This window comes from Lysobacter sp., from assembly GCF_035655815.1.
Lineage (GTDB): Bacteria > Pseudomonadota > Gammaproteobacteria > Xanthomonadales > Xanthomonadaceae > Lysobacter_J.
In genome coordinates this window covers 104349-125170 of the sequence record NZ_DASRTS010000078.1, presented here as the reverse complement: position 1 = coordinate 125170, position 20822 = coordinate 104349, and the positions used below count along the sequence as shown (strand labels likewise).

General features: G+C 66.7%; 14 protein-coding genes, 1 tRNA gene and 1 pseudogene. 9 read left to right on the top strand and 7 right to left on the bottom strand.

The features are described 5' to 3' along the window. The first annotated feature begins 300 nt into the window (after positions 1–300). From VFE83_RS19360 to VFE83_RS19340, 5 genes are all read left to right on the top strand, one after another. A complete protein-coding gene (locus VFE83_RS19360) occupies positions 301–1752 on the top strand; it encodes a transglutaminase-like domain-containing protein (protein WP_324909218.1) in 1452 nt (483 codons plus the stop codon). An 11-nt stretch (positions 1753–1763) separates the two neighbouring features. Further along, positions 1764–4841, top strand: a complete 3078-nt coding sequence (locus tag VFE83_RS19355) for a TonB-dependent receptor (protein ID WP_324909216.1) — start codon at positions 1764–1766, stop codon at positions 4839–4841. 136 nt (positions 4842–4977) lie between these two features. After that, the gene (lysA, locus tag VFE83_RS19350; RefSeq protein WP_324909255.1) at positions 4978–6210 is read left to right on the top strand and encodes a diaminopimelate decarboxylase; all 1233 of its coding nucleotides are present in this window, start codon (positions 4978–4980) and stop codon (positions 6208–6210) included. Further along, positions 6200–7765: a serine hydrolase gene (locus tag VFE83_RS19345; RefSeq protein ID WP_324909213.1), complete on the top strand. Its 1566-nt coding sequence runs from the start codon at positions 6200–6202 to the stop codon at positions 7763–7765. Before lysA ends, VFE83_RS19345 begins: the two co-directional genes overlap by 11 nt. Positions 7766–7784: 19 nt before the next feature. Continuing rightward, a complete protein-coding gene (locus tag VFE83_RS19340) occupies positions 7785–8477 on the top strand; it encodes a M15 family metallopeptidase (protein ID WP_324909253.1) in 693 nt (230 codons plus the stop codon). Positions 8478–8488: 11 nt separating this feature from the next. Here the strand turns inward: VFE83_RS19340 and VFE83_RS19335 are convergent, their stop codons facing one another. After that, positions 8489–9547, bottom strand: coding sequence for a serine hydrolase domain-containing protein (locus tag VFE83_RS19335; RefSeq protein WP_414674791.1), 1059 nt, complete (start codon positions 9545–9547; stop codon positions 8489–8491). A gap of 126 nt (positions 9548–9673) precedes the next feature. Continuing rightward, a tRNA-Ala gene (locus VFE83_RS19330) sits at positions 9674–9749 on the bottom strand. A 170-nt stretch (positions 9750–9919) separates the two neighbouring features. On the opposite strand from VFE83_RS19330, the gene ppk2 reads away from it, so the two are divergent. After that, positions 9920–10888, top strand: a complete 969-nt coding sequence (ppk2, locus tag VFE83_RS19325; RefSeq protein WP_324909209.1) for a polyphosphate kinase 2 — start codon at positions 9920–9922, stop codon at positions 10886–10888. Positions 10889–10896: 8 nt separating this feature from the next. On the opposite strand, the gene rnd is transcribed toward ppk2, so the two are convergent. Next, the gene (rnd, locus tag VFE83_RS19320; protein ID WP_324909207.1) at positions 10897–11997 is read right to left on the bottom strand and encodes a ribonuclease D; all 1101 of its coding nucleotides are present in this window, start codon (positions 11995–11997) and stop codon (positions 10897–10899) included. Positions 11998–12097: 100 nt separating this feature from the next. Here rnd and VFE83_RS19315 point away from each other — a divergent pair, with 100 nt between their 5' ends. Together VFE83_RS19315 and VFE83_RS19310 are read left to right on the top strand one after the other, a co-directional pair. Then, positions 12098–13957, top strand: a complete 1860-nt coding sequence (locus VFE83_RS19315; RefSeq protein ID WP_324909205.1) for a formylglycine-generating enzyme family protein — start codon at positions 12098–12100, stop codon at positions 13955–13957. Between the two features lie 50 nt (positions 13958–14007). Next, entirely contained in the window at positions 14008–14949 is a 942-nt protein-coding gene (locus tag VFE83_RS19310; protein WP_324909203.1) for a M48 family metallopeptidase, read from the top strand. A gap of 118 nt (positions 14950–15067) precedes the next feature. Here the strand turns inward: VFE83_RS19310 and phaR are convergent. The 3 genes and pseudogenes from phaR to gluQRS all read right to left on the bottom strand — a co-directional run. Then, positions 15068–15535: pseudogene (gene phaR, locus VFE83_RS19305) on the bottom strand (polyhydroxyalkanoate synthesis repressor PhaR); the annotation flags it as partial. A gap of 176 nt (positions 15536–15711) precedes the next feature. Beyond that, positions 15712–16452: an acetoacetyl-CoA reductase gene (gene phbB / locus VFE83_RS19300; protein WP_324909199.1), complete on the bottom strand. Its 741-nt coding sequence runs from the start codon at positions 16450–16452 to the stop codon at positions 15712–15714. Between the two features lie 63 nt (positions 16453–16515). Then, the gene (gene gluQRS, locus VFE83_RS19295) at positions 16516–17445 is read right to left on the bottom strand and encodes a tRNA glutamyl-Q(34) synthetase GluQRS (RefSeq protein ID WP_324909197.1); all 930 of its coding nucleotides are present in this window, start codon (positions 17443–17445) and stop codon (positions 16516–16518) included. A gap of 86 nt (positions 17446–17531) precedes the next feature. Here gluQRS and htpX point away from each other — a divergent pair, with 86 nt between their 5' ends. Further along, positions 17532–18440 (top strand): protease HtpX, encoded by a 909-nt coding sequence (gene htpX / locus VFE83_RS19290; RefSeq protein ID WP_324909195.1) that lies wholly within the window; start codon positions 17532–17534, stop codon positions 18438–18440. Positions 18441–18637: 197 nt separating this feature from the next. On the opposite strand, the gene VFE83_RS19285 is transcribed toward htpX, so the two are convergent. Then, entirely contained in the window at positions 18638–20710 is a 2073-nt protein-coding gene (locus VFE83_RS19285; RefSeq protein ID WP_324909193.1) for an EAL domain-containing response regulator, read from the bottom strand. Positions 20711–20822: the final 112 nt, after the last annotated feature.

Below are 20822 nucleotides of genomic sequence, written 5' to 3'. Positions count from 1 at the left end.
ATTGTCGATGACGATGCACCGGGCCCGCACCAGCGGGTCGCATCGAGGCGCCATGCCGCCTGGATCATCGTTCCCCCCTCGGGCCGCCAGGAGGAGGCAGCCAGCCGGGTCAGAATAGATACTTCTTTCTTTTGTGAAGTCAAGAATAAATTATTGACCTGCTACACCCGTCATGTTACACAGCGGTTAACGACATCCCAGTGAGTCGGCTGCGACGTGAACGGTCCTCTGCTACCGCTCGATTCGCCCAGGTCCCGGATACGCGTCCGGCGTGCTCTGGCTGTCGCCGTCCTTGCCGCCGTGGCGTTCACCGTCCTGGCCGCATCCACCGACCAGCCCCGTATCGCCGCCACCATCATCGATCAGATCGATGCGGGGCACTTCGCGGACGCCCAAGCCCGGATCGACCAGGCGCTTGCGCAGGCCAATACGGATCCTGCCACGCGCAGGGAACTGGAGTTCCAGCGCGAACGCATGCGACGCATCCGCCTGGATTTCAACCTGACCGAAGCGCAGGCCAAGGCGAAGGTGCGCGAGCGCATCCCCGACCTGCGCGAGGAGGAGTTCGCGCGCTGGAAGCAGGCCAACCTGCTCGAACACATGGTCATCGGCGGCGAACCGCTCTACTTCAATCGCTCGGTGTCCAACCTGTTCCTGCTGAGTCCGGAGGCGGCGGCGCGGCGTGCATCGCCGGGCAAGTCCAACGCCGGACCGATGGAAAGCGCCAACGCCTATCACGATGAAGCCGTGGCCGAGGCCCGCAACACCGGGCGCACCAGCGTGGCGCCGCGTCGAGTGCGCGTGACGCAGTCGATCGAAGTGAATGCCGATGCCGTGCCCGCCGGCGAAACCGTCCGTGCCTGGATCCCTTATCCGCGCGCGTTGCCCGGACAGCAGGAAGACATCCGCTTCCTCGCCAGCTCGCCGTCGCGCCACGCGATCGCGCCCGAGCAGACGCTGCAGCGCACGGTATACCTGGAGCAGCCCGCTACGGCCGGCAAGCCGACGACGTTCTCGATCACCTATGAGCTGACGATCTTCGGCCAGCACCACCGCATCGACGCCGACAAGGTGAAGCCGCTGGGTCACCATCCGGAACTTGCGCCGTACCTGGCCGAGCGCCCGCCGCACATCGTGTTCACCGACGACATCCGAGCGTTCTCCAAGCGTGTGGTGGGCGACGAGACCAACCCGTACCGCATCGCGCGCAAGTTGTTCGAAGCCGTCGACCGCATTCCGTGGGCCGGTGCGCGCGAGTACTCGACCATCACCAACATCAGCGACTACGCGCTGCACGCCGGTCACGCCGACTGCGGCCAGCAGACGCTGCTGCTGATGACGCTGCTGCGCCTCAACGGGATCCCGTCGAAGTGGCAGTCCGGCATGGTCTATTCCGATGGCAGTTACGACAACCTGCACGACTGGGGCGCGCTGTACCTGGCGCCTTACGGCTGGGTGCCGATGGACGTGACCACCGGCCAGTTCAAGGATGCACGCGATCCCGAGGTGGAGTGGTTCTACCTCGGCGGGCTGGACGCCTATCGCATCGCGTTCAACGACGACTACGGAACGGACCTCGTTCCGCCGAAGCAGCACTTCCGGTCGGAAACCGTGGACTCGCAACGCGGCGAAGTGGAGTGGGCAGGGGGCAACCTCTACTTCGACCAGTGGGATTACCGCTTTGAGGCGCAGGTATTGCCGGGCACATCCGCGGCCGCACGCGCGGATGCAACCAACACAACAAAACAGTAGGGGAGAGAGGGATGAATCGCAGGGCATTCCGCAAGGCGACGTTGGGACTCGCGCTGGGCGCGTGCATCGCGTCGATGGTGCCGATGGTGGCATCGGCACAGGCCGTCAACGGCGCGGTAGCCGGCAACGCCACTGCCGGCGACCAGATCACGGTGGTCAACACGCAGACAGGCCTGTCGCGTACCACCACGGTCGACGCGAACGGCAACTACCGCATCTCCCAGTTGCCGGTCGGCAACTACACGCTGCAGGTGATACGCGGCGGCCAGCCGGTCGGTGAATCGGTACAGGTTGCGGTGTCGCTGGGCAGTGCGACGACGGTGAACCTGAGCGGCGAAGGCGCGGTGAACCTGGCGGCCGTGCAGGTGGTTGGATCGCGCATCGTCCCGATGGTGGACGTGACGTCCACCGAATCCGCGCTGACCCTCACCATGGAGGACGTGGAGCGCCTGCCGGTCGATCGTGACCTCGCCTCGGTCGCGCTGTTGGCGCCAGGCGTCACCAAGGGTGAATCTTCCTTTGGCGGCATTTCCTTCGGCGGTTCGTCCGTCGCCGAGAACGCCTTCTACATCAATGGCCTCAACGTCACCGATTTCTACAACCGCAACGGCTTCTCCGAGGCGCCGTTCGCGTTCTACAAGGAATTCCAGGTCAAGACCGGCGGTTACTCCGTTGAATTCGGCCGAACCACCGGCGGCGTGATCAACACCGTCGCGCGTTCGGGCGGCAACGAGTTCGAGGCCGGCGCCGAGCTGTCCTTCGAGCCGCGCGCCTGGCAGTCCTCGGCCAAAGACCGCTACTTCGACGGCGAGCGATATCTCACCTTCAGCCAGGACGACTATTCGTCGACCACGCTCGACCTGTGGGCATCCGGCCCGCTGATCAAGGATCGCCTGTTCTTCTTCGCGTTGTACGAAATGCGCGATTACGAGCCGACCAACACCAACGACGAAGGCACGGTGCTGACCCGGAACAACGCCTCGGACGGCTTCTGGGGTGGCACGCTCGACTGGTACATCACCGACAACAACATCCTCAGCCTGATGGCGTTTTCCGACAAGAACGAACAGGTCGGCAGGGTGTACGGCTTCGATTACGACACGGGCCTGGCTGGCAGCGAGCAGAACCAGGTCTACACCGACACGGGCGGCGACAACTGGGCGCTGACCTGGACCTCGAACTTCACGCCGAACCTGTCCATGAAGGCGATGTACGGCGAGAACAAGCGCGATGCCTTCACGCGCTCGCAGCTGGACCTGCTGTGCAACCGCGTGGTCAAGGAAAGCGCCGTACCCGCCCCGCCTGGCGGCGTACAGCTGGGCTGCAGTACCAATTCCACCGTGTTCGATCGTACGGACACGCGCGAGCAGTCGCGCGTCGACTTCGAATGGTCGCTGGGCGATCACCTGCTGCGCTTCGGTGTCGACCACGAAGTGAATACGTCCGACCATATCCAGTACTACGCCGGCCCAGGCGCCATCTTCTACAACGTGTACCGCGGCACCTCCATCCCGAACCCGCCGGGCGGCGTGGTTCCCGCGGGCTACGAGGGATATGTCCGCGCACGCCGCAACGAGATCTTCGGCGTCTTCGAAAGCACCAACACGGCCTTCTACCTTGAAGACAACTGGTCGATTACCGACAACCTGCTGCTGAACATCGGCATCCGCAACGAGGCTTTCGACAACAAGGACGCCGAGGGCCGTACCTACATCAAGATGGACGACATGTGGGCGCCGCGCCTGGGCTTCTCGTGGGACTTCACGGGTGAAGGGCGCGCCAAGGTCTTCGGCAACGTCGGCCGCTACTTCCTGCCGGTCGCCAACGTCATCAACATCAAGCAGGCGGGCGCGCTGCTCGACCAGCGCACCTATTACGCCTTCGACTTCGACAACGGCTGGGAAATCCGCGAACTCAACGGCGTGCAGTACGCCGTTCCGCGCCTCGGCCCGCAGGTGGGCGACGTGGACGTCTCGCAAGGCGATGGCACAGTGGGCGACCTGCGCGCCGAAGTCGACCGGGACATGGATCCGGTCTACCAGGACGAGGCGATCCTGGGCTTCCAGCAGATGATCGACGAGAAGTGGTCGTGGGGCGTGCGTGGCATCTACCGCAAGCTCAACGATGCCATCGACGACATGGAGATCAGCGCTACAGGCCAGTGCGGCGAGGACGGCTACATCGGTTGGGTCATGGCCAATCCGGGCCAGAAGGTCACGGTGTGGGGAGATACCAACTGCGACGGCGACGCCGACGGCTGGGTGACGGTGGATACCGCCCGCGAAGGTTGGGCAATGTACAACGACACCTACACCCTGGGTCTGGACGACGACGGCAATCCGACCTGGGAGCGCACGGGCAGCACCTACCTCGGCCAGCGCGGCTGGGTGAAGCCCAAGCGCACCTACAAGGCCATCGAGCTGCAGCTCGACCGCGCCTGGGACGAGAAGTGGGCGATGAACGTCTCCTACACCTGGTCCAAGAGTGAGGGCAACGCCGAAGGCCCGGTCAACTCCGACACCAACTTCGGCGACACCGGCCGCACCGAGAATTTCGACGATCCGTGGGTGAACCTCAATGGATACGGCCGCCTGGCCAACGATCGCGAGCACCAGCTCAAGTTGCGCGGCACGTATGCGTTCAACGAGAACTGGCAGGTGGGCGCCACCCTGGACGTGCAGTCGGGCGGGCCGATCACCGGCTTCGGCGTGGGCAATCCGTTTGATGCGCAGAGCTATCACAGCTATTACATCTGCGTTGAGAACTGCGCGCCGCCGTCGGCCGACACGGCGCAGCTGGGCGATACCTGGAACACGAGCGAGCGTGTGTACGAGCACTCCGCGCGTGGCGCCTACGGCAGCATGCCCTGGACCTATGAGGTGGGGGCGAGCCTGACGTACCTGCGTTCGTTCGGTGAAACCGACCTGCGAGTGAAGTTCGCGGTGTACAACCTGTTCGACCAGCAGCGTGAAGTGCGCGTCGACCAGGAGCTGCAGCCGAGTATCGGCGACTTCAACGACTTCTTCGGACAGGGTTTCGGCTTCCAGGCTCCCCGTTACGCGCAGCTGGTCGTATCCGTGAATTTCTGATCGCCCTCGAAGGGTGGCCCGTCGTGCGTGCGGGCCGCCCTCATTTTTTGGAGAAAGCATGCTGGCGAAAGCGGACGCTATGGATCGGGAGGGCGGCTCGCCGTCGCAGGGCGACCAGACGCAAGGCGCGGCAGCGATGTTCGACGGCGTGGACCTGCACGCACTCGCGTCGGCAGTGCAGACGCCGTGTTACGCGTACTCCGCCACTGCGATCCGGCAACGTATCGCGGGATTGCAGGCGGCCTTCAAGGGGCTGGACCACCGCATCTGTTACGCGGTGAAGGCCAACTCCAACCTCGCCATTCTGCAATTGATGGCACAACACGACGTCGGGGCCGACATCGTGTCCGCGGGCGAGCTTCATCGCAGCCTCCGCGCCGGCATTCCCGCCGAGCGCATCGTGTTCTCCGGAGTGGGCAAGACGGCCGAGGAGGTCGACGCGGCGCTGACCGCCGGCGTATGGCGTTTCAACGTGGAGTCGCACGACGAGCTTCACGTGCTGCAGCAGCGCGCTGCCATGCATGGCGTGTGTGCGCGCGCAGCAGTGCGCATCAACCCGGACGTGGACGCACAGACGCACGCCAAGATCTCCACCGGCAAGGCCGAGAACAAGTTCGGCGTTTCCATCGACGAAGCACGGCGCTGGTTCGACGAGGCTGCGGGCATGAGCCATGTGCGGCTGGATGGCCTGCATGCGCATATCGGCTCGCAGATACTCAGTCTCGATCCATTCCGCCGTGCATTGCGTCGGGTCGAGGATTTTCGCCGCGAGCTGGTCGATTCGGGTCATGTGATCGGCAGCATCGACATCGGCGGCGGCCTCGGCGTGGCGTATCGGCCCGGCCTGGACCGCCCCATACCGGTGCAGGATTACGCCGCCCTGGTGCGGGAGACCTTCGCCGATTTCCGCGGCACCGTCGTGCTTGAACCGGGCCGCTATCTCGTCGGCGAGGCCGGAGTGCTGCTGACGCGGGTGGTTCGCGTGAAGGAAGGTGAGGGGCGCCATTTCCTCGTGCTGGACGCGGCGATGAACGACCTGCTGCGGCCTTCGCTCTACGATGCATGGCACGACATCGTGCCGCTGCACGAAGGTCGGGAGACCGTGCGCTACGACGTGGTCGGCCCGGTCTGCGAAACGGGCGACACGTTCGCGCGTGACCGTGCCCTGCCGCGCTGCCGGGCCGGCGATCTGTTGATGATCACCGGTGCAGGCGCGTACGGTGCGTCCATGTCGTCCACCTACAACTCCCGCCCGCTGGCCGCGGAGGTCCTGCTGGACGACGGCCGCTATGCGGTCGTCCGTCGACGCCAGACCCTTGCGGAAATGATGGCGGGCGAGCAACTGCCGCAGGCATGGAATGAAACCTGATCGCCGGTATCGCCTACGTCTTGTCACGACACTATTACTGCTCGCGCCGATCTGGGCGCAGGCGGCGGCGCTGACCGATCGCAAGGCCGTCGATGCCGCGTTCGAGCAGGTCATGGCGCGCTACCAGTTGCCCGGGCTGGCGCTCGGTATCGTGGAAGACGGCCGTGTCGTCTACATGCGCACGGCCGGCGAACTGGTGGCCGGTGAGGGACAGCCCATCGATGAGCAGACGATTTTCAAGGTCGCGTCGAACACCAAATCGATGACCACTGCGACGCTGGCGCGGCTCGTCGATGCGGGAAAGCTGCGCTGGGACGATCCGGTGGTGAAATGGCTGCCGCAGTTCCGCATGCACGACCCCTGGGTGGGGCGCGAGATGCAGGTGCGCGACCTGCTCATCCACAACAGCGGCCTGCGCGCCGGCGCCGGCGACCTGATGCTGTGGCCGGAGCCGAACTCGTTCACCCGCGCGGACATCATCCACGGCCTGGCTTACCTGAAGCCGCAGCGCAGCTTCCGCTCCGGATACGACTACGACAACCTGCTGTACATCGTGGCGGGTGAAGTAGCGGCGGCTGCGGCGGGCGGCGCTCCGTATGAAGAACTGGTTCGGCGTGAAGTCTTCAACCCGCTTGGCATGACGCGCTGCCGCGTGGGACAGTGGAATCGCGCGGAGGTGGGCAACGTCGCGCAGCCGCACATGCGCCAGGAAGGCCGCAACGTGCCCGTGCGCGAGGACGGCGACCTGATCCGCGCGACCACCATGGACCCGGCAGGTGGCGTGCGCTGCAGCCTGGACGACATGCTGCGCTGGGCGAAGGCATGGCTGCAGCCCGAGGGTGAGGCCGCAGGCTGGCTGTCGCCGGAGCAACGTCAGGCCGTGTGGGCGCCGCAGATGCCGATGCCGTTGTCCAGGCGCATGCGCGAGTGGGACAACAGCCATTTCTCCGCGTACGGCTACGGTTGGCGCCTGGCCGACGTGGACGGCGCGTTCAAGGTGTCGCACACCGGCACGCTGATGGGCATGTATTCGGCCGTGACGCTGCTGCCGGACAAGAAGGCCGGCTTCGTCATGCTCATCAACGGCGAGGGCGACCAGGCGCGCACGGTGCTCAACCAGGTGCTCGTCAAGCACTACACGGCCAGGGATCCCGCGTTGACGGTCGCGCACTATGCGGAGTTGCTCAAGCGTGAAGACGCGGCGCGTCCCGCGGCGGAAAAGGCGCCTGACACCTCCTCTCGTTTCAGGGCTACGAGTTCCGATTTGAAGGCGCACCTTGGTACGTATCGCGACCCGTGGTTCGGCGATGTGTCGCTGTGCCGCGATGGCGACGCCGTTCGACTGCGCGCACGCAAATCGCCCATGCTGACGGGCATCGTGCAACGCGTCGGCCAGCGTTACCTGGTGGACTGGGACGACGCCAGCGTTGACGCGGAGGCATGGCTGGATTTTCCCGCATCGAGCACCATGCGCATGTCGAAGGTCGATCCGCAGGCGGATTTCAGCTACGACTATGAGGACCTTGCGTTCGAACGTGTCGGCGGATGCGAGTGACCCGGTCGTGAAGCGCTCGATGCTTGCGGTCCTTCTCTTCGCGACAGGCTGCGCTTCGTCACCGGAGCGGATGGCTATCGCACCGGCCGCAACGACGGAGGCGGCTGGGTTGGTGGACATCCGGTCGCTGGTGCCCGATATCGATCTCGATATCCGCTACGCGGGCGAACACAACTTCGTCGGCCGACCGGTCGACGGGTACGAAGCGCCACGGTGCCTGCTGTTGGTGCCGGCGGCGCAGGCACTCGCGCGTGCCGAGCACGCACTGCGTGCCGAAGGCATGCGCTTGCGGATCTTCGATTGCTACCGGCCCGCGCGCGCGGTCCGTCATTTCGTCGCCTGGGCGCATGATCCAGGCGATCAGCGAACCAAGCCCGAGTTCTACCCGAATCTCGACAAGGGCAAGCTGCTGGGCGGCTATATCTCGCCCACGTCGGGCCACAGCCGTGGCGCAACCATCGATCTGACGCTGATGCAATGCGGTGGGGATGGAGCGTGCTCGCCGCTCGACATGGGCACGCCGTTCGACTTCTTCGATCCGCTGGCCAACACGGATTCGCCCGAGGCGACGCCGGAACAGCGCGCCAATCGAAATCGCCTGCGCAACGCGATGCGACAGGCGGGCTTCCGCAACTATCCGATGGAATGGTGGCACTACACGCTGGATCCGGAACCCGCCCCGAAGGTGTTCTACGACGTGCCCGTGCGCTGAATCCCGGGGTGTCAGGGTGCGGTGACTTCCTGCATCGCCAGCGCCGCGATCTTCTTCGCCATTTCGTAGGGCTCCGGATCGTTCCGGTTGGTCAGCACCACCACGGTCAGCTGCCGCTGCGGATAGCGCATGATGACGTTGCGGAAGCCGATCGTCTCGCCGGAATGCCAGAGCGAATCGCCGGTGATTCGCCAGCCGAAACCGTACTCCACCGATGGATCGTCGGTCCTGGTCGCCGGAGCGAACGCCTGCCGCAACGATTCCGGCTTGAGCAAACGCTGGTCGTACAGCGCAGCATCCCAGCGTGCCAGGTCGTCGATGGACGAGTAGATGCCGCCGTCGCCGAGCACCGCGCTGGTGGTGCTCTGGTCGGTACGCTGCCAGCGACCGCTCTCGAAGCTGTATCCGTACGCACGGTTCGCGGCTTCCGATACGCCTGCTTCGTACGCCACCGTCCCGTTCATCCCGAATGGCCCGAAGATGCGTGAACGCAGGAACTCTGCATACCGCTGGCCGGAAGCCCGCTCAACGATCAGCGCCAGCAGCGCGTAACCGCTGTTGCTGTAACGGTAGTCGCTGCCGGGAGTGAAGTAGGTTCGGTCCTGCCCTTCGAGCAGGTGCAACACGTCCGCGTCATGCACCTGGCGCGTATCGGCCGGGTCCATGACGTCTTCGTAATCGACCACGCCCGAGGTGTGGGTGAGCAACTGGCGAATCGTCACGTCATCGGCGGCCGCGGGCAGGGAGGGCAGCCAGCGCCTGGCGCGATCGTCCAGCGACAGCTTTCCGTCTTCGGCCAGCAACAGCACCGAAGCCGCGGTGAACTGCTTGCTCACCGACGCCAGGCGAAAGTTCGTGGACGGCGCAGTCGCGGTGCCTTGTTCCAGATCGGCCAGGCCGTAGCAATGGCGCACCACAGCCGTGCCATCGCGCACCACCAGCACGCAGGCGCCGGGCACCGCACCGTCGTAGTCGCGCATCAGCGCGTCGATCTGATTCTGCATCCGGGATCCTCCGCTCGCGCAGCTGGCGAGCAGGACGGGAACGGCAAGCCAAGCCAATGTGCGCATCTGCGCATGGTAGCTGCCGCCGTTCAATTGTGTCCGGCCAGGTCGCCGTTTGCCTGGAATACGTTGCCGGGCAGGGCCCCAGACGCACGAAAGCCCCGGCAAGCGGGGCTTCGTGTCTGGAATGAGTGGTGGAGCGGAGGAGGATCGAACTCCCGACCTTCGCATTGCGAACGCGACGCTCTCCCAGCTGAGCTACCGCCCCACGTAAGGTTGCAAAGTTTAGCGGCCGATCGGGCCGGGCGCTAGCCCCGGGCATGCACGCCTCCGTCTGCTGGCGCTGATCCCGAGGGCCGGGCTGGCGCTCATTGACCGGGGTCAAGCGTGCGGGCGACGAGGGGCGGGACAGTGGCGTTTTTCCTGCAGGACGCCGCCATGTCAGTTGTCGATACCCGTTCCCCTTCCGATGCCGCCGTCCCGCACCACGCCGATGCCCCGGACGACACGGCCGCGGGGTCGGATGACGGCGAACCTTCCCGGAGCGCCGCAGGCAGGCCGCTCGAGACGCAGCACCCCGAGGACGTTTCGAACGGCCGCATCTCGCGTCGCCGGTACGAGCGGGAAAAGCGCCAGCTCCAGATCGAGCTGCTGAAGTTCCAGGCCTGGGTCAAGGAGACCGGGCAGCGGGTGGTGATCGTGTTCGAAGGGCGCGACGCGGCCGGCAAGGGCGGCACCATCAAGCGCTTCATGGAGCACCTCAACCCTCGCGGGGCACGGGTCGTGGCACTGGAGAAACCCTCCGAGACCGAACGCACGCAGTGGTATTTCCAGCGCTACGTCGAACACCTGCCGGCCGCTGGCGAGATCGTGATGTTCGACCGGTCCTGGTACAACCGCGCCGGCGTGGAGCGGGTGATGGGCTTCTGCAGCACCGACGAGTACCTGGAGTTCATCCACCAGTGCCCGAACTTCGAACGCATGCTCGTGCGCAGTGGCGTGCGGCTGTTCAAGTTCTGGTTTTCGGTCAGCCGCGAAGAGCAGTTGCGTCGCTTCTCGCGCCGCAGGAAGGACCCGCTCAAGCAATGGAAGCTGTCGCCGGTTGACCTGGCGTCGCTGGACAAGTGGGCCGAGTACACGCGCGCCAAGGAGGCCATGTTTATCGCCACCGACACGCCGGAAGCGCCGTGGACGGTGATCCGCTCCGACGACAAGAAGCGCGCGCGCCTTAACGCGAGGCGCGTGGTGCTCAGCGCTTTCCACTACACGGCCAAGGATCGCAGCGTGGTCGCCACGCCCGATCCGCTGATCGTCAGGCCGGCGTCACGCGCTTATGAAGACGGCGAAGGCGCGGGAACTGCGAACGATGCCGTTGGAATCCATCCTGCCGAACTGGCCGGGGCCTGACGGCCTGATCAGCGACTGCCAAGCAACGGAGCCAGTCGCGGTTCCAGCGCACGACGACGCCAACCGCCCAGCGCATCGGGCCATTCGCCCTGGTCCATCAGCACTTCCAGCCAGCGGCGCGACGCGAGCACGCCGTCGGGCAGGCCCAGCTCGGCACTGCGCGCGGCCACCGCATCCTGGAGCTTGCGCAGGCGCTGCTTGTCGCGGGTCTCCGCCTGGGTCGCATCGGGAGCGTCGTTTTCGTCGGGCAGCGGCGTCGTCAGCGCATGCCAGACCGTGTCGGTCAGGCGTCGCGGCGCCTTGGGATGCGCGTCGAGCGTGCGCTGCAGCCCGGCGCGATCGATCGGCGGGTTGCGCGCCAGGTTCACAGCCAGTTCGTTGTCCAGGATCCAGCTGCGCGGACGGTCGTTGTCGCGCGCGTAGACATCGCGCCAGCGCAACAGTCGCAGCAGGCGCAGCTGCGCGTCGCGTTCGAGGAACTGCGCGCTGCGCATAGATGCGTGCGGCCAGCGCTCGGGTGCTTCGTTCTCGGCGCTGTAGACGGTGCGCGAGGCGTCTTCGGCCAGCCATTCGCGCCGGTCGAGTTCACCCAGGCGCTGGTCGAGGTGGTCGTGCAGTTCGAAAAGGTGGCGCACGTCGTCGGCCGCGTATTCCAGCTGCGCCGGAGACAGCGGACGGCGCAGCCAGTCGGAGCGCGTCTCGCCCTTGGGCAGGGCCACGCCGGTGACCTGTTCGACCAGCTTCTGGTAGCCCAGTCCGCCGCCGATTCCGGCCAGCGCGGCGGCCAGCTGGGTGTCGAACAGCGGCCGCGGCACCACGCCGCAGGCGTGCCGGAAGGCCACCAGGTCTTCGCTGGGGCTGTGCATGATCTTCAGGATCGACTCGTCCGCCAGGATCTCGGCGATGGCCTCGAACATGCCGGGCTTGAGCGGGTCGACCAGCAGGATCTGCGGCTCGCCCGAGGCGTCGTCCAGCGCGATCTGCACCAGCGCCAGCTGCGGCCAGTAGGTGCGCTCGCGGATGAACTCCGTGTCCAGGCCGATCCGTCGCGGCCGTGCGGCCATGCGATTGCGGAGTTCGGCGGGGTCGGTGATCCAGTCGACGGGCATGTGCTGGGCGATGCAGGCGGCGAGGTTGCCGGGGCGGGCGACAATAGCCTACTTTCGACGCTCCCGGCGCCGCGTGGATGAATCCGGGAAGTCGTGACGCATGCCCGATGTGAGGCGAGGAGGACGATTGCGCGCATTGCTGTTGGCCGGAATCGTGACGCTGGCATTGGTCGCCGGCTGCTCGCGCGAGCCCTCCACGCCATCGCGGGACACCGAACGCGCGGCGCGTACGCCCATCGTCACCATCAGCGAAGACCAGGCCGTCTCGCCCGTTCCGCCGTGGCGCGTGCCGACGGTGCAGGTGACCGACGAGAACGTGAAGGAACTCAAGGGGCAGGCGGCGAAAGCGTTGGCGGAAGGGCGCCTGTTCGGCGGGCCCGCCGACGCCGTGCCGCTGTACTTCGCGCTGCGTCGCTACGACCCGGAAGACGCCGCCGCCAATCGCGGCTTCGACCTGTCGCTGGCGATGCTGGTCAAACAGGGCGACGAGGCCCTGTCCGCACTGGACCAGGACCCGCTGTCGCTGCGTCGTGCGCACGAACTCGCCGCGGTGATGCGCGCGATCGCTCCGGGCCATCTGGACGTCGTCGACTATCTGGCCCGCCTCGATCGCACCGACGAAGCGCAGGAAGCCAACCGCCTGGGCGAGGAGGCCCTCAACGCCGGCCGCCTGGGCGTGGGTGGCGGGCAGGGCGATGCGTTGACTTATTTCCGCCAGGCGCTGGAGCTGCGGCCGGGCGATATGCGCGCATGGCAGGGCATCGCGGCCGTGGAGAGTGGCCTGATCCGGCGCGCGGAACTGGCGGCCGATCGCGACGATTTCGCCGGTGCGCAGCGCGAGCTCGACGTTGCCGCGAAGGTGCGTCCGCCCTCCGCGACGGTGGAGGATGCGCGCGCGCGCATGGCGATGCAGCGCATCGTCCGCGTCAATGCACTGCGCGACGCAGGTCTGGCCGCGCTGCTGCGCGAGGACGGTATCGACGAAGCGCGGCGGCAGCTCGCGGTGATGCTGCGCATCGCGCCGGCCGCGGACCCGGCGACGGCCGAACTGCGCCAGCGCATCGATCTGGCCACGCACTACGGCCTGTTCCGTCCGGGGCAGGTGTTCACCGATGCGATGAAGGGCGGCGGGCGCGGGCCGCAGATGGTCGTGATCCCGCACGGTGCGTTCCGGATGGGATCGGAGGAAAACGAAGGCGAGGAGAACGAACGTCCCGCCCGCAACATCCGTTTCGATCGCGGCCTGGCCATGTCGCGCACCGAAATCACGGTGGGCGAATTCCGACGCTTCATGCAGGCCACGCGCCACCGCGCACGCGCGACGCGGCGCGGCTATTCCACCGCCTATGACGAGCGCGCCGGCAGCCTGGTCCGGCGTGGCAATGTCGACTGGCAGTCCGGCTATGCCGGTAAGCCCGCGGCCGACAACATGCCGGTGCTGCACGTCAGCGCCAAGGACGCGCTGGCCTACGCCGAGTGGTTGTCCGGCCAGACCGGACAGCGCTATCGGCTGGCCAGCGAGGCCGAGTTCGAATACGCGCTGCGTGCGGGCGGGCGCGGTCGTTACCCGTGGGGCGACGGCGCGCCGCCGGTAGGGGCGGGCAATTTCACTGGCGGACTGGACGTCTCGCCCAGCGGCCGGCGCTGGCGCAACGCCTTCGCGGGCTATGGCGACCGCGCCTGGGGTCCGGCTCCGGTCGGCAGCTATCGGCCGAACGCCTTCGGCATCCACGACCTGGCCGGCAACGTGAGCGAATGGGTCGCCGACTGCTGGCACGACAGCTTCCGGCGCGCGCCGCGCGATGGCGCGGCCTGGCTCAACCCCGGCTGCCGTTCGCGTGTGGTGCGGGGCGGTTCATGGGCCAGTTCGCCCGCGCAGACACGTTCGGCGTGGCGCCAGGGCAGTGACGCCAACACGACGAGTGCCCGGATAGGGTTCCGCGTAGTACGCGAAATCTGAAACCCGGACGAAAACGGCAGTTCCAACGGACGGAACAGGAGAGAACACAGATGCGGATCGACCCGTTTGGCGGTAGTTCCCGGCAGGCCAGGCCGCGCCGCGGCTTTGGCGGCATTCGCTGGTGGATCCTGATCCTGTTCGCCGGTTATGCGGCGTGGCAGTGGTTCGGCAGCGCGCGCGTGGATCCCTACACGGGCGAAAAGGCGCATTACGGCACGACCGCCGAAGAGGAAGTGCAGCTCGGCGCGCAGGCTTTCCAGCAGGTGCTCGGGGACGCGAACGCCCAGGGCGCTTTGTTGCCGTCTGACGCGCAGCAGAGCCAGGAAATCCGCGAGATCGCGCAGCGCCTCGTGCAGCGCGTGCCGCAGGTCACCGCCGCGCTCGCCCAGCAGCACGGGCAGCAGACGCCGACCGATCACCAGAACTTCCAGTGGGACGTGGCCGTGATCCAGTCCGAACAGGCCAACGCCTTCTGCCTGCCCGGCGGAAAGATGGCGGTCTACACCGGCCTGATTCCGGTGGCGCAGAACCGCGATGCGATGGCGGTGGTGATGGGGCACGAGATCGCCCACGCACTGCTGCGACATGGCAGCCAGCGCATGGCGCAGCAGAAGCTGGTGCAGATGGGGCAGATCGCCGCGGGCATGGCCGTGGGCGGAATGGATCCGCAACAGCAACAGGCGGTGATGGCGGCGCTGGGTGCCGGCGCGCAGTACGGGTTCATCCTGCCGTACGGGCGCAACCACGAGACCCAGGCCGACAAGGTGGGCCTGATGCTGGCCGCCGCGGCCTGCTACAACCCGCAGGAAGCGATTCCGCTGTGGCAACGCATGTCCGAGTTGGGCGGTGGCGAGCGGCCGCCCGAATTCGCCTCGACCCATCCCGACCCGGCCAACCGCATCCAGGTGCTGCAGTCGCTGATGCCGCAGGCGGAGCAATACCGGCAGCAGTTCTGCGGGCCAGGGGCGAACGCGACGGCGGCCCTGCACTGAGCTGAGGGCCGGTGGCGGCTCGGAGCGGCCTGCCCCAAAAGACGAGGCCCGCCGGGTGGGCGGGCCTCATGAATGCGGTCGTGGAGCGTCGGGTTCAGCGCTTGGTTTCGGTGCCCTTGGGCTTGGCCCCCGGCGTGGTGCTCTGGCCGACACTCCCGGACAGGTTGCGCTGGAACTCGTTCCACATCGCCAGGTTGCGTTCGGTGAGCTGGTTCATCAGCGCCCAAGGCGTCTGGCCGAGGATGCCGCCCATCTGGTTGCGGAACTGCTGCTGCTGGTCCAGGAAGACCTGCATCGAGCGCTCCAGGTAGCTGCCCATGAAACCCTGCAGCGAATCGCCGTAGAAGCGGATGATCTGGCTGAGCAGCTGGGTGGACAGGACCGGCTCACCGTCCTGCTCGTGCTCGGCAATGATCTGCAGCAACACCTGCCGGGTGAGGTCTTCGCCGCTGCGCGCATCGCGCACTTCGAACTCCTCGCCGTCGACGATGAGCTGCCGGACGTCCTCGATGGTGATGTAACTGGAAATCTCGGTGTCGTAGAGCCGTCGGTTCGGATACTTCTTGATGACGCGCATCGAGGCCATTGAGCTTCGGCTCTAAATCGTGATGCTTCGCAGCATGGCGCAGCCCGCGGGGCCTTGCAACTGGTGACTTGCAGGCGCGGCCGACACCGGTGGCATCCGACAAACCGCGCCGCGCACGTGAATAGGGAAGCCGGCGCGCGCCGGGCAGCGAGCAGATCGGCAGAGGCGATGCGGGCTCACCAGCCCATGTGGTGGCCGCCGTTGATGTCGAGGTTCGAGCCGGTGATCCAGGCGGCCTCGTCGGCGACCAGGAAGGACACGGCGTACGCGATCTCGTCCGGAGTGCCCAGCCGGCCCGTGGGAATCTCGGCGACGATCTTGGCGCGCACGTCCTCTGGCACCGCCATCACCATGTCGGTGGCGACGTAACCCGGGGACACCGTGTTGACGGTGACGCCGAACCGCGCGTTCTCGCGTGCCAGCGAAATGGTGAAGCCGTGCATGCCAGCCTTGGCCGCGGCGTAGTTCGCCTGACCGTACTGGCCTTTGAGGCCATTGATGGAACTGATCTGCACGATGCGGCCCCACTTGCGCTCGCGCATGCCCTCGATCACCGGCCGGGTGACGTTGAAGCAGGAATTGAGGTTGGTGCCGATCACCTCGTTCCACTGCACCGGCGTCATCCGGTGGAAGGTGGAGTCGCGGGTGATGCCGGCGTTGTTGACGAGGATCTCGATGGGGCCAAGCTGCTGCTCGACATCGCGCACCAGCTGCTCGGCCTGTACCGGGCACGACACGTCGCCCTTGGCCAGCACGACATCGACGCCGTTCTCGCGCATGCGGGCCTGCCACGCGCCGGCGCGTTCCTCGTCGCGATAGTTGGTGGCCACGCGATGGCCCATCTTCGCCAGACGCTGGATGATGGAAGTGCCGATACCACCGGTGCCGCCGGTGACCAGGGCCACGCGAGACTGCATCGTTCTTTTCTCCGGATGGGGAGCCGCGTCGCACGCGGCCGGTTTCGATTCTATGCGCCAATCCTAGTCGGCGATCATGCGTAGCAACGATGACGTTTCGTGCGGATCAGCGGCGCGGATGGCGGCCGGATCGAAAGCGCGCAACGCACGTTCGAGCAGGTCCGCGGGGCCGGTCGCATCGGCCAGGGCGGAGGGGGCCTGACCCAGCCGGGCCCAAGCCGCGCGCAGAGCGGGCAGGGGATCGCCGGGATCCACGGGCTGCGAGGCGTCCGACTTGGACAGCTTGCGTCCATCGGGGCCCAGCACCAGCGGCAGGTGTGCGTACCTCGGCGTCGGCAGTCCAAGCGCGCGCTGCAGGAGGATCTGCCGCGGCGTGGAGTCCAGCAGGTCGGCACCGCGCACCACGTCGGTAATGCCCTGCGCGGCATCGTCCACGACGACCGCCAGCTGGTAGGCCCAGAACCCGTCCGCGCGACGCAGCACGAAGTCGCCGACCTCCTGCGCCACGTCCTGTTCGACCCGGCCCTGGATCGCGTCGTCGAACGCGAGCACGCTGCCGTCGGGCACACGCAGCCGCACGGCCGGGTCCGGTCGCGACGATCGCGCCACGCAGGACCGGTGAATGCCATGCACCGCGGCGAGGTCGGTACGGCTGCAATGGCATTCGAACGCCAGCCCTTCGGCCAGTAGACGGTCGAGTGCCTCCTGGTACAGGTGGGATCGTGTGCTCTGCCAGACCACAGGACCGTCGGAAATGAGCCCGAACGCCTCTAGCGCGGCGAGCTGGCGGTGCGCCGCCCCGGCCACCTCGCGGGGCGGGTCGAGGTCCTCGATCCGCACCAGCCATTCACCGCCGGCATGGCGCGCGAGCAACCAGCTGCCGAACGCCGCCAGCAGGGAACCTGCGTGCAGATCGCCGGTCGGAGAAGGAGCGAACCGGCCGCGGTAGCGGGTCGCCTTTGGTGCAATCAGGTCACTGGCTTGCTCGGGCACGGCAAGTTACTGGTTTCACTTGAATTCAACGGCAGCGTGCCACATTTTCCCGATACGACGCGCATGGTGCGCGGAAGGTTTTCGTCATGTTCAAACGCATCGCCCTGTTCCTGGCCACCAATCTGGCCGTACTGGCCCTGCTCAGCATCGTCATGGCGGTGCTGCAGAACTTCTTCGGCATCCAGCTGCGCGGGCAGGGTGGCCTGCTGGTCATGGCCACCGTGTTCGGCTTCGGCGGCTCGCTGATCTCGCTGATGATGTCCAAGTGGGTTGCCAAGCGCTCCACCGGTGCCTACGTCATCGAGCAGCCGCGCAACGAGTCCGAGCAGTGGCTGGTCAACACGGTTCGTCGCCAGGCCGAAGCCGCCGGCATCAAAATGCCGGAAGTCGCGATCTATGACGCGCCGGAGATCAACGCGTTCGCCACGGGCCCCAGTCGCAACAACTCGCTGGTCGCGGTGTCGACCGGCCTGCTGAGGGCGATGAACCGCGACGAGGCGGAGGCCGTGCTGGGCCACGAGGTCAGCCACGTCGCCAACGGCGACATGGTCACCATGGCGCTGATCCAGGGCGTGCTCAACACGTTCGTCATCGTGCTGGCACGCGTGGTCGGCCGCGTCATCGATGGCTATCTCAATGGCAACCGCGAGGGTGGCCCGGGCCTTGGCTACTTCGTCATCGTGTTCGTGCTGGACATGATCTTCGGACTGTTCGCCAGCATGATCGCGATGTGGTTCTCGCGTCACCGCGAGTTCCGCGCCGACGCCGGCGGTGCCCGCCTCGCCGGCCGCGAGAAGATGATCGCCGCGCTGCAGCGTCTGTCGCAGACCTACGGTGAAAGCACCCTGCCCAAGACGGTGCAGGCTTTCGGCATCAGCGGCGCGGTAGGCCACGGCCTGCGTCGCCTGCTGATGAGCCACCCGCCGCTGGAGGAGCGTATCCAGACCCTGCGCAATGCGCCGGTGGAACAGGTGCGCGGCACGGTGGTCGGCTGATCGCACGAGCGCTGCCGAAGCAAAGAAAAAGCCCGCCGTATGGCGGGCTTTTTCTTTGGCGCGTGGCGTCGGTTTCGGGCCACTCTGGACGGCACTGGCTTGGTGCGGGCCATCGCCCCTTCATCCTTCGACTTCGGCGCTTCGCGCCTACGCTCAGGACGAACGGTGGAACGGTCCTCCGACCTCCGGACCCCCGATCAGAACTCGTAGTCCATCGCCGGTCCGGGCGGTGCCAGGAAGTTGCCCTGGGCGTAGTCGATCCCCGCGCCGAACAGGATGCTCATGCTGCCTGCGTCCTGTACGAATTCGGCGATGGTCGTCTTGCCCAGTTCGCGTGCCTTCTCGGCGATCTCGCGAACGCGCTGCTGGTGGTCCGGATTGCCGGACAGCTCCTGCATGAAGCTGCGGTCGATCTTCAGCACGTCGGCATTGAAGTGGGTCAGCAGCTGGAACGAGTTGAGGCCCACGCCGAACTGCTCCAGGCCCACGCGCACGCCGTACTGCGAGACCTGCGCCTGGAATTCCTGCGCCGCACGCAGGTGCGTGAACACCTTTGACTCGGGCAGCTGCAGGACCAGCTGTCGGCCGTCGGCACCGTGCTTGGCCAGCTTTTCCTGGATGTACTGGCGCAGGGTGTCGTCCTGCAGCGAGGCCTGGGTGATCTTCACCAGCACCGTGGTCTGCCGACCGTTGCGCATGCGCTCGCCGATGACGGCAATGGCCTTGCCCACCACCCAGCGGTCAATCTCCCACAGCAGGCCGTGCTCCTCGGCGATCTGCAGGAACGCCATCGGCGGCACCAGCTCGCCGTGCTCGCCCTGCAGTCGCAGGTAGGCCTCGTACATCTCCACCGCCTCGCCGTGCAGGGCGATGAGCGGCTGGTATTCCATGACGAAGCGGTCGGCATCCAGCGCGTCGCGGATGCGGGCGACCCAGGCCTCGACACGCTCCTCCTCGGCGCGATCGGCTGCGCCCGGGTCGAACAGTTCGGTGCGGTTGCCCCCGACGCCACTGGCCGACTGCAGGCACTGGCTGGCCTTGCCCAGCACGGCGGTGATGCTGGCGATCTTCTCGCCGATCTGCACGCCGCCGATGCTGACGGTGGTGCTGAGCGAGCGGTGGTCGGTCTCCAGTACGGCGTTGGCGAACGCGTTGCGCAGGGTTTCGGCCAGCTGCGTGGTGCGACGGTGGTCGCTGCCGGGCGTCAGGATCGCGAACTGGTGTTCGCCGAAACGCGCGGCGACGTCCCTGGGGCCGAGAGCGGTGCGCAGGCGGTCGGCCATGGCGGCTACCAGCGTGTCGGCAGCATCCAGGCCGATGTCCTGCAGCAGGCGGTTGAAGTGGTCTGGCTCGACCAGCAGCAGGCCGTGGTGCGCGCCGTCCTGTGCGGCGGCGGCCACGGCGTCCTCGAGTGAGCGCAGGAAGGTGGCGCGGTTGAGCAGACCGGTGACCTGGTCGCGCTGGCGCAGTTCCTCGACCTCGCGCGCGAGCTCCGGGTCCACCTCCTGCCGGCGCAGGATGACCTGCAGGCAGTTCTCGCCCTCGTACGTGGCGGGCGTGAACTCCATCACTGCCGGGAACTGGTTGCCGTCCAGCGTGCGCGCTTCGGTCTCGTGGCGCGGTGGCGCCTCGCCGCGGCTAATCTGCTTGAGCAGCTGCTTGAAGCCTTCGACCTTGCCCGGGGCGATCAGGTCGAGCAGCGACATGCCCTCGATCTCGTCGAAGGACTCGAAGCCGAACACTTCCAGATACGCGCCGTTGGCGCGGATGTGCATGCCTTCGTGGATGTAGGCGATGGGCTCGCGCGAGGAGTCGATCAGCGCGTCGCAGCGGCGCTCCGTCTCGCGGATGTGGGCTTCCAGGCGGCGCTGCGAGCGGCGCGCTTCCAGGTCGGCCCATTCCTTGCGGACGGTGGTGATCAGGTGGTCGTTGCGGTTGCGCAGCAGCACGCCACGCGCGCCGAGGGTGATGGTTTCCAGCAGGCGGGTGTCGTCCACGGTATCCAGCAGCATGAGCACCGGCAGGTCCTTGCCGCTGGCGTCCACCGCCTGCATCACCTTGGTGATGGGCACCAGGCCGGCCTCGCGCGCGGCCAGCACCAGGTCGGGCGGCTGGGAAGTGATCAGGGTGCCGAGTTCGGCCTCGCTCTCGGGCCGCGACGGGCGTACCGCGATACCGCTGTTGCGTAGCGCACTCACGATGGCCTCGGCCGCTTCAACGCTGTCGTCGACGATCAGCAGGCGCAGCGCCGTGTCTTTGCCGAATTGCATTGCGTCACCTCCCCAAGCGCGTTTTATGACATGAACGGGCTGTTCAGTCCATGCGCAGGGACTTGAACTGGGGGATATGACGAATTAGCGACCGATCGGGCACGAACTTGAG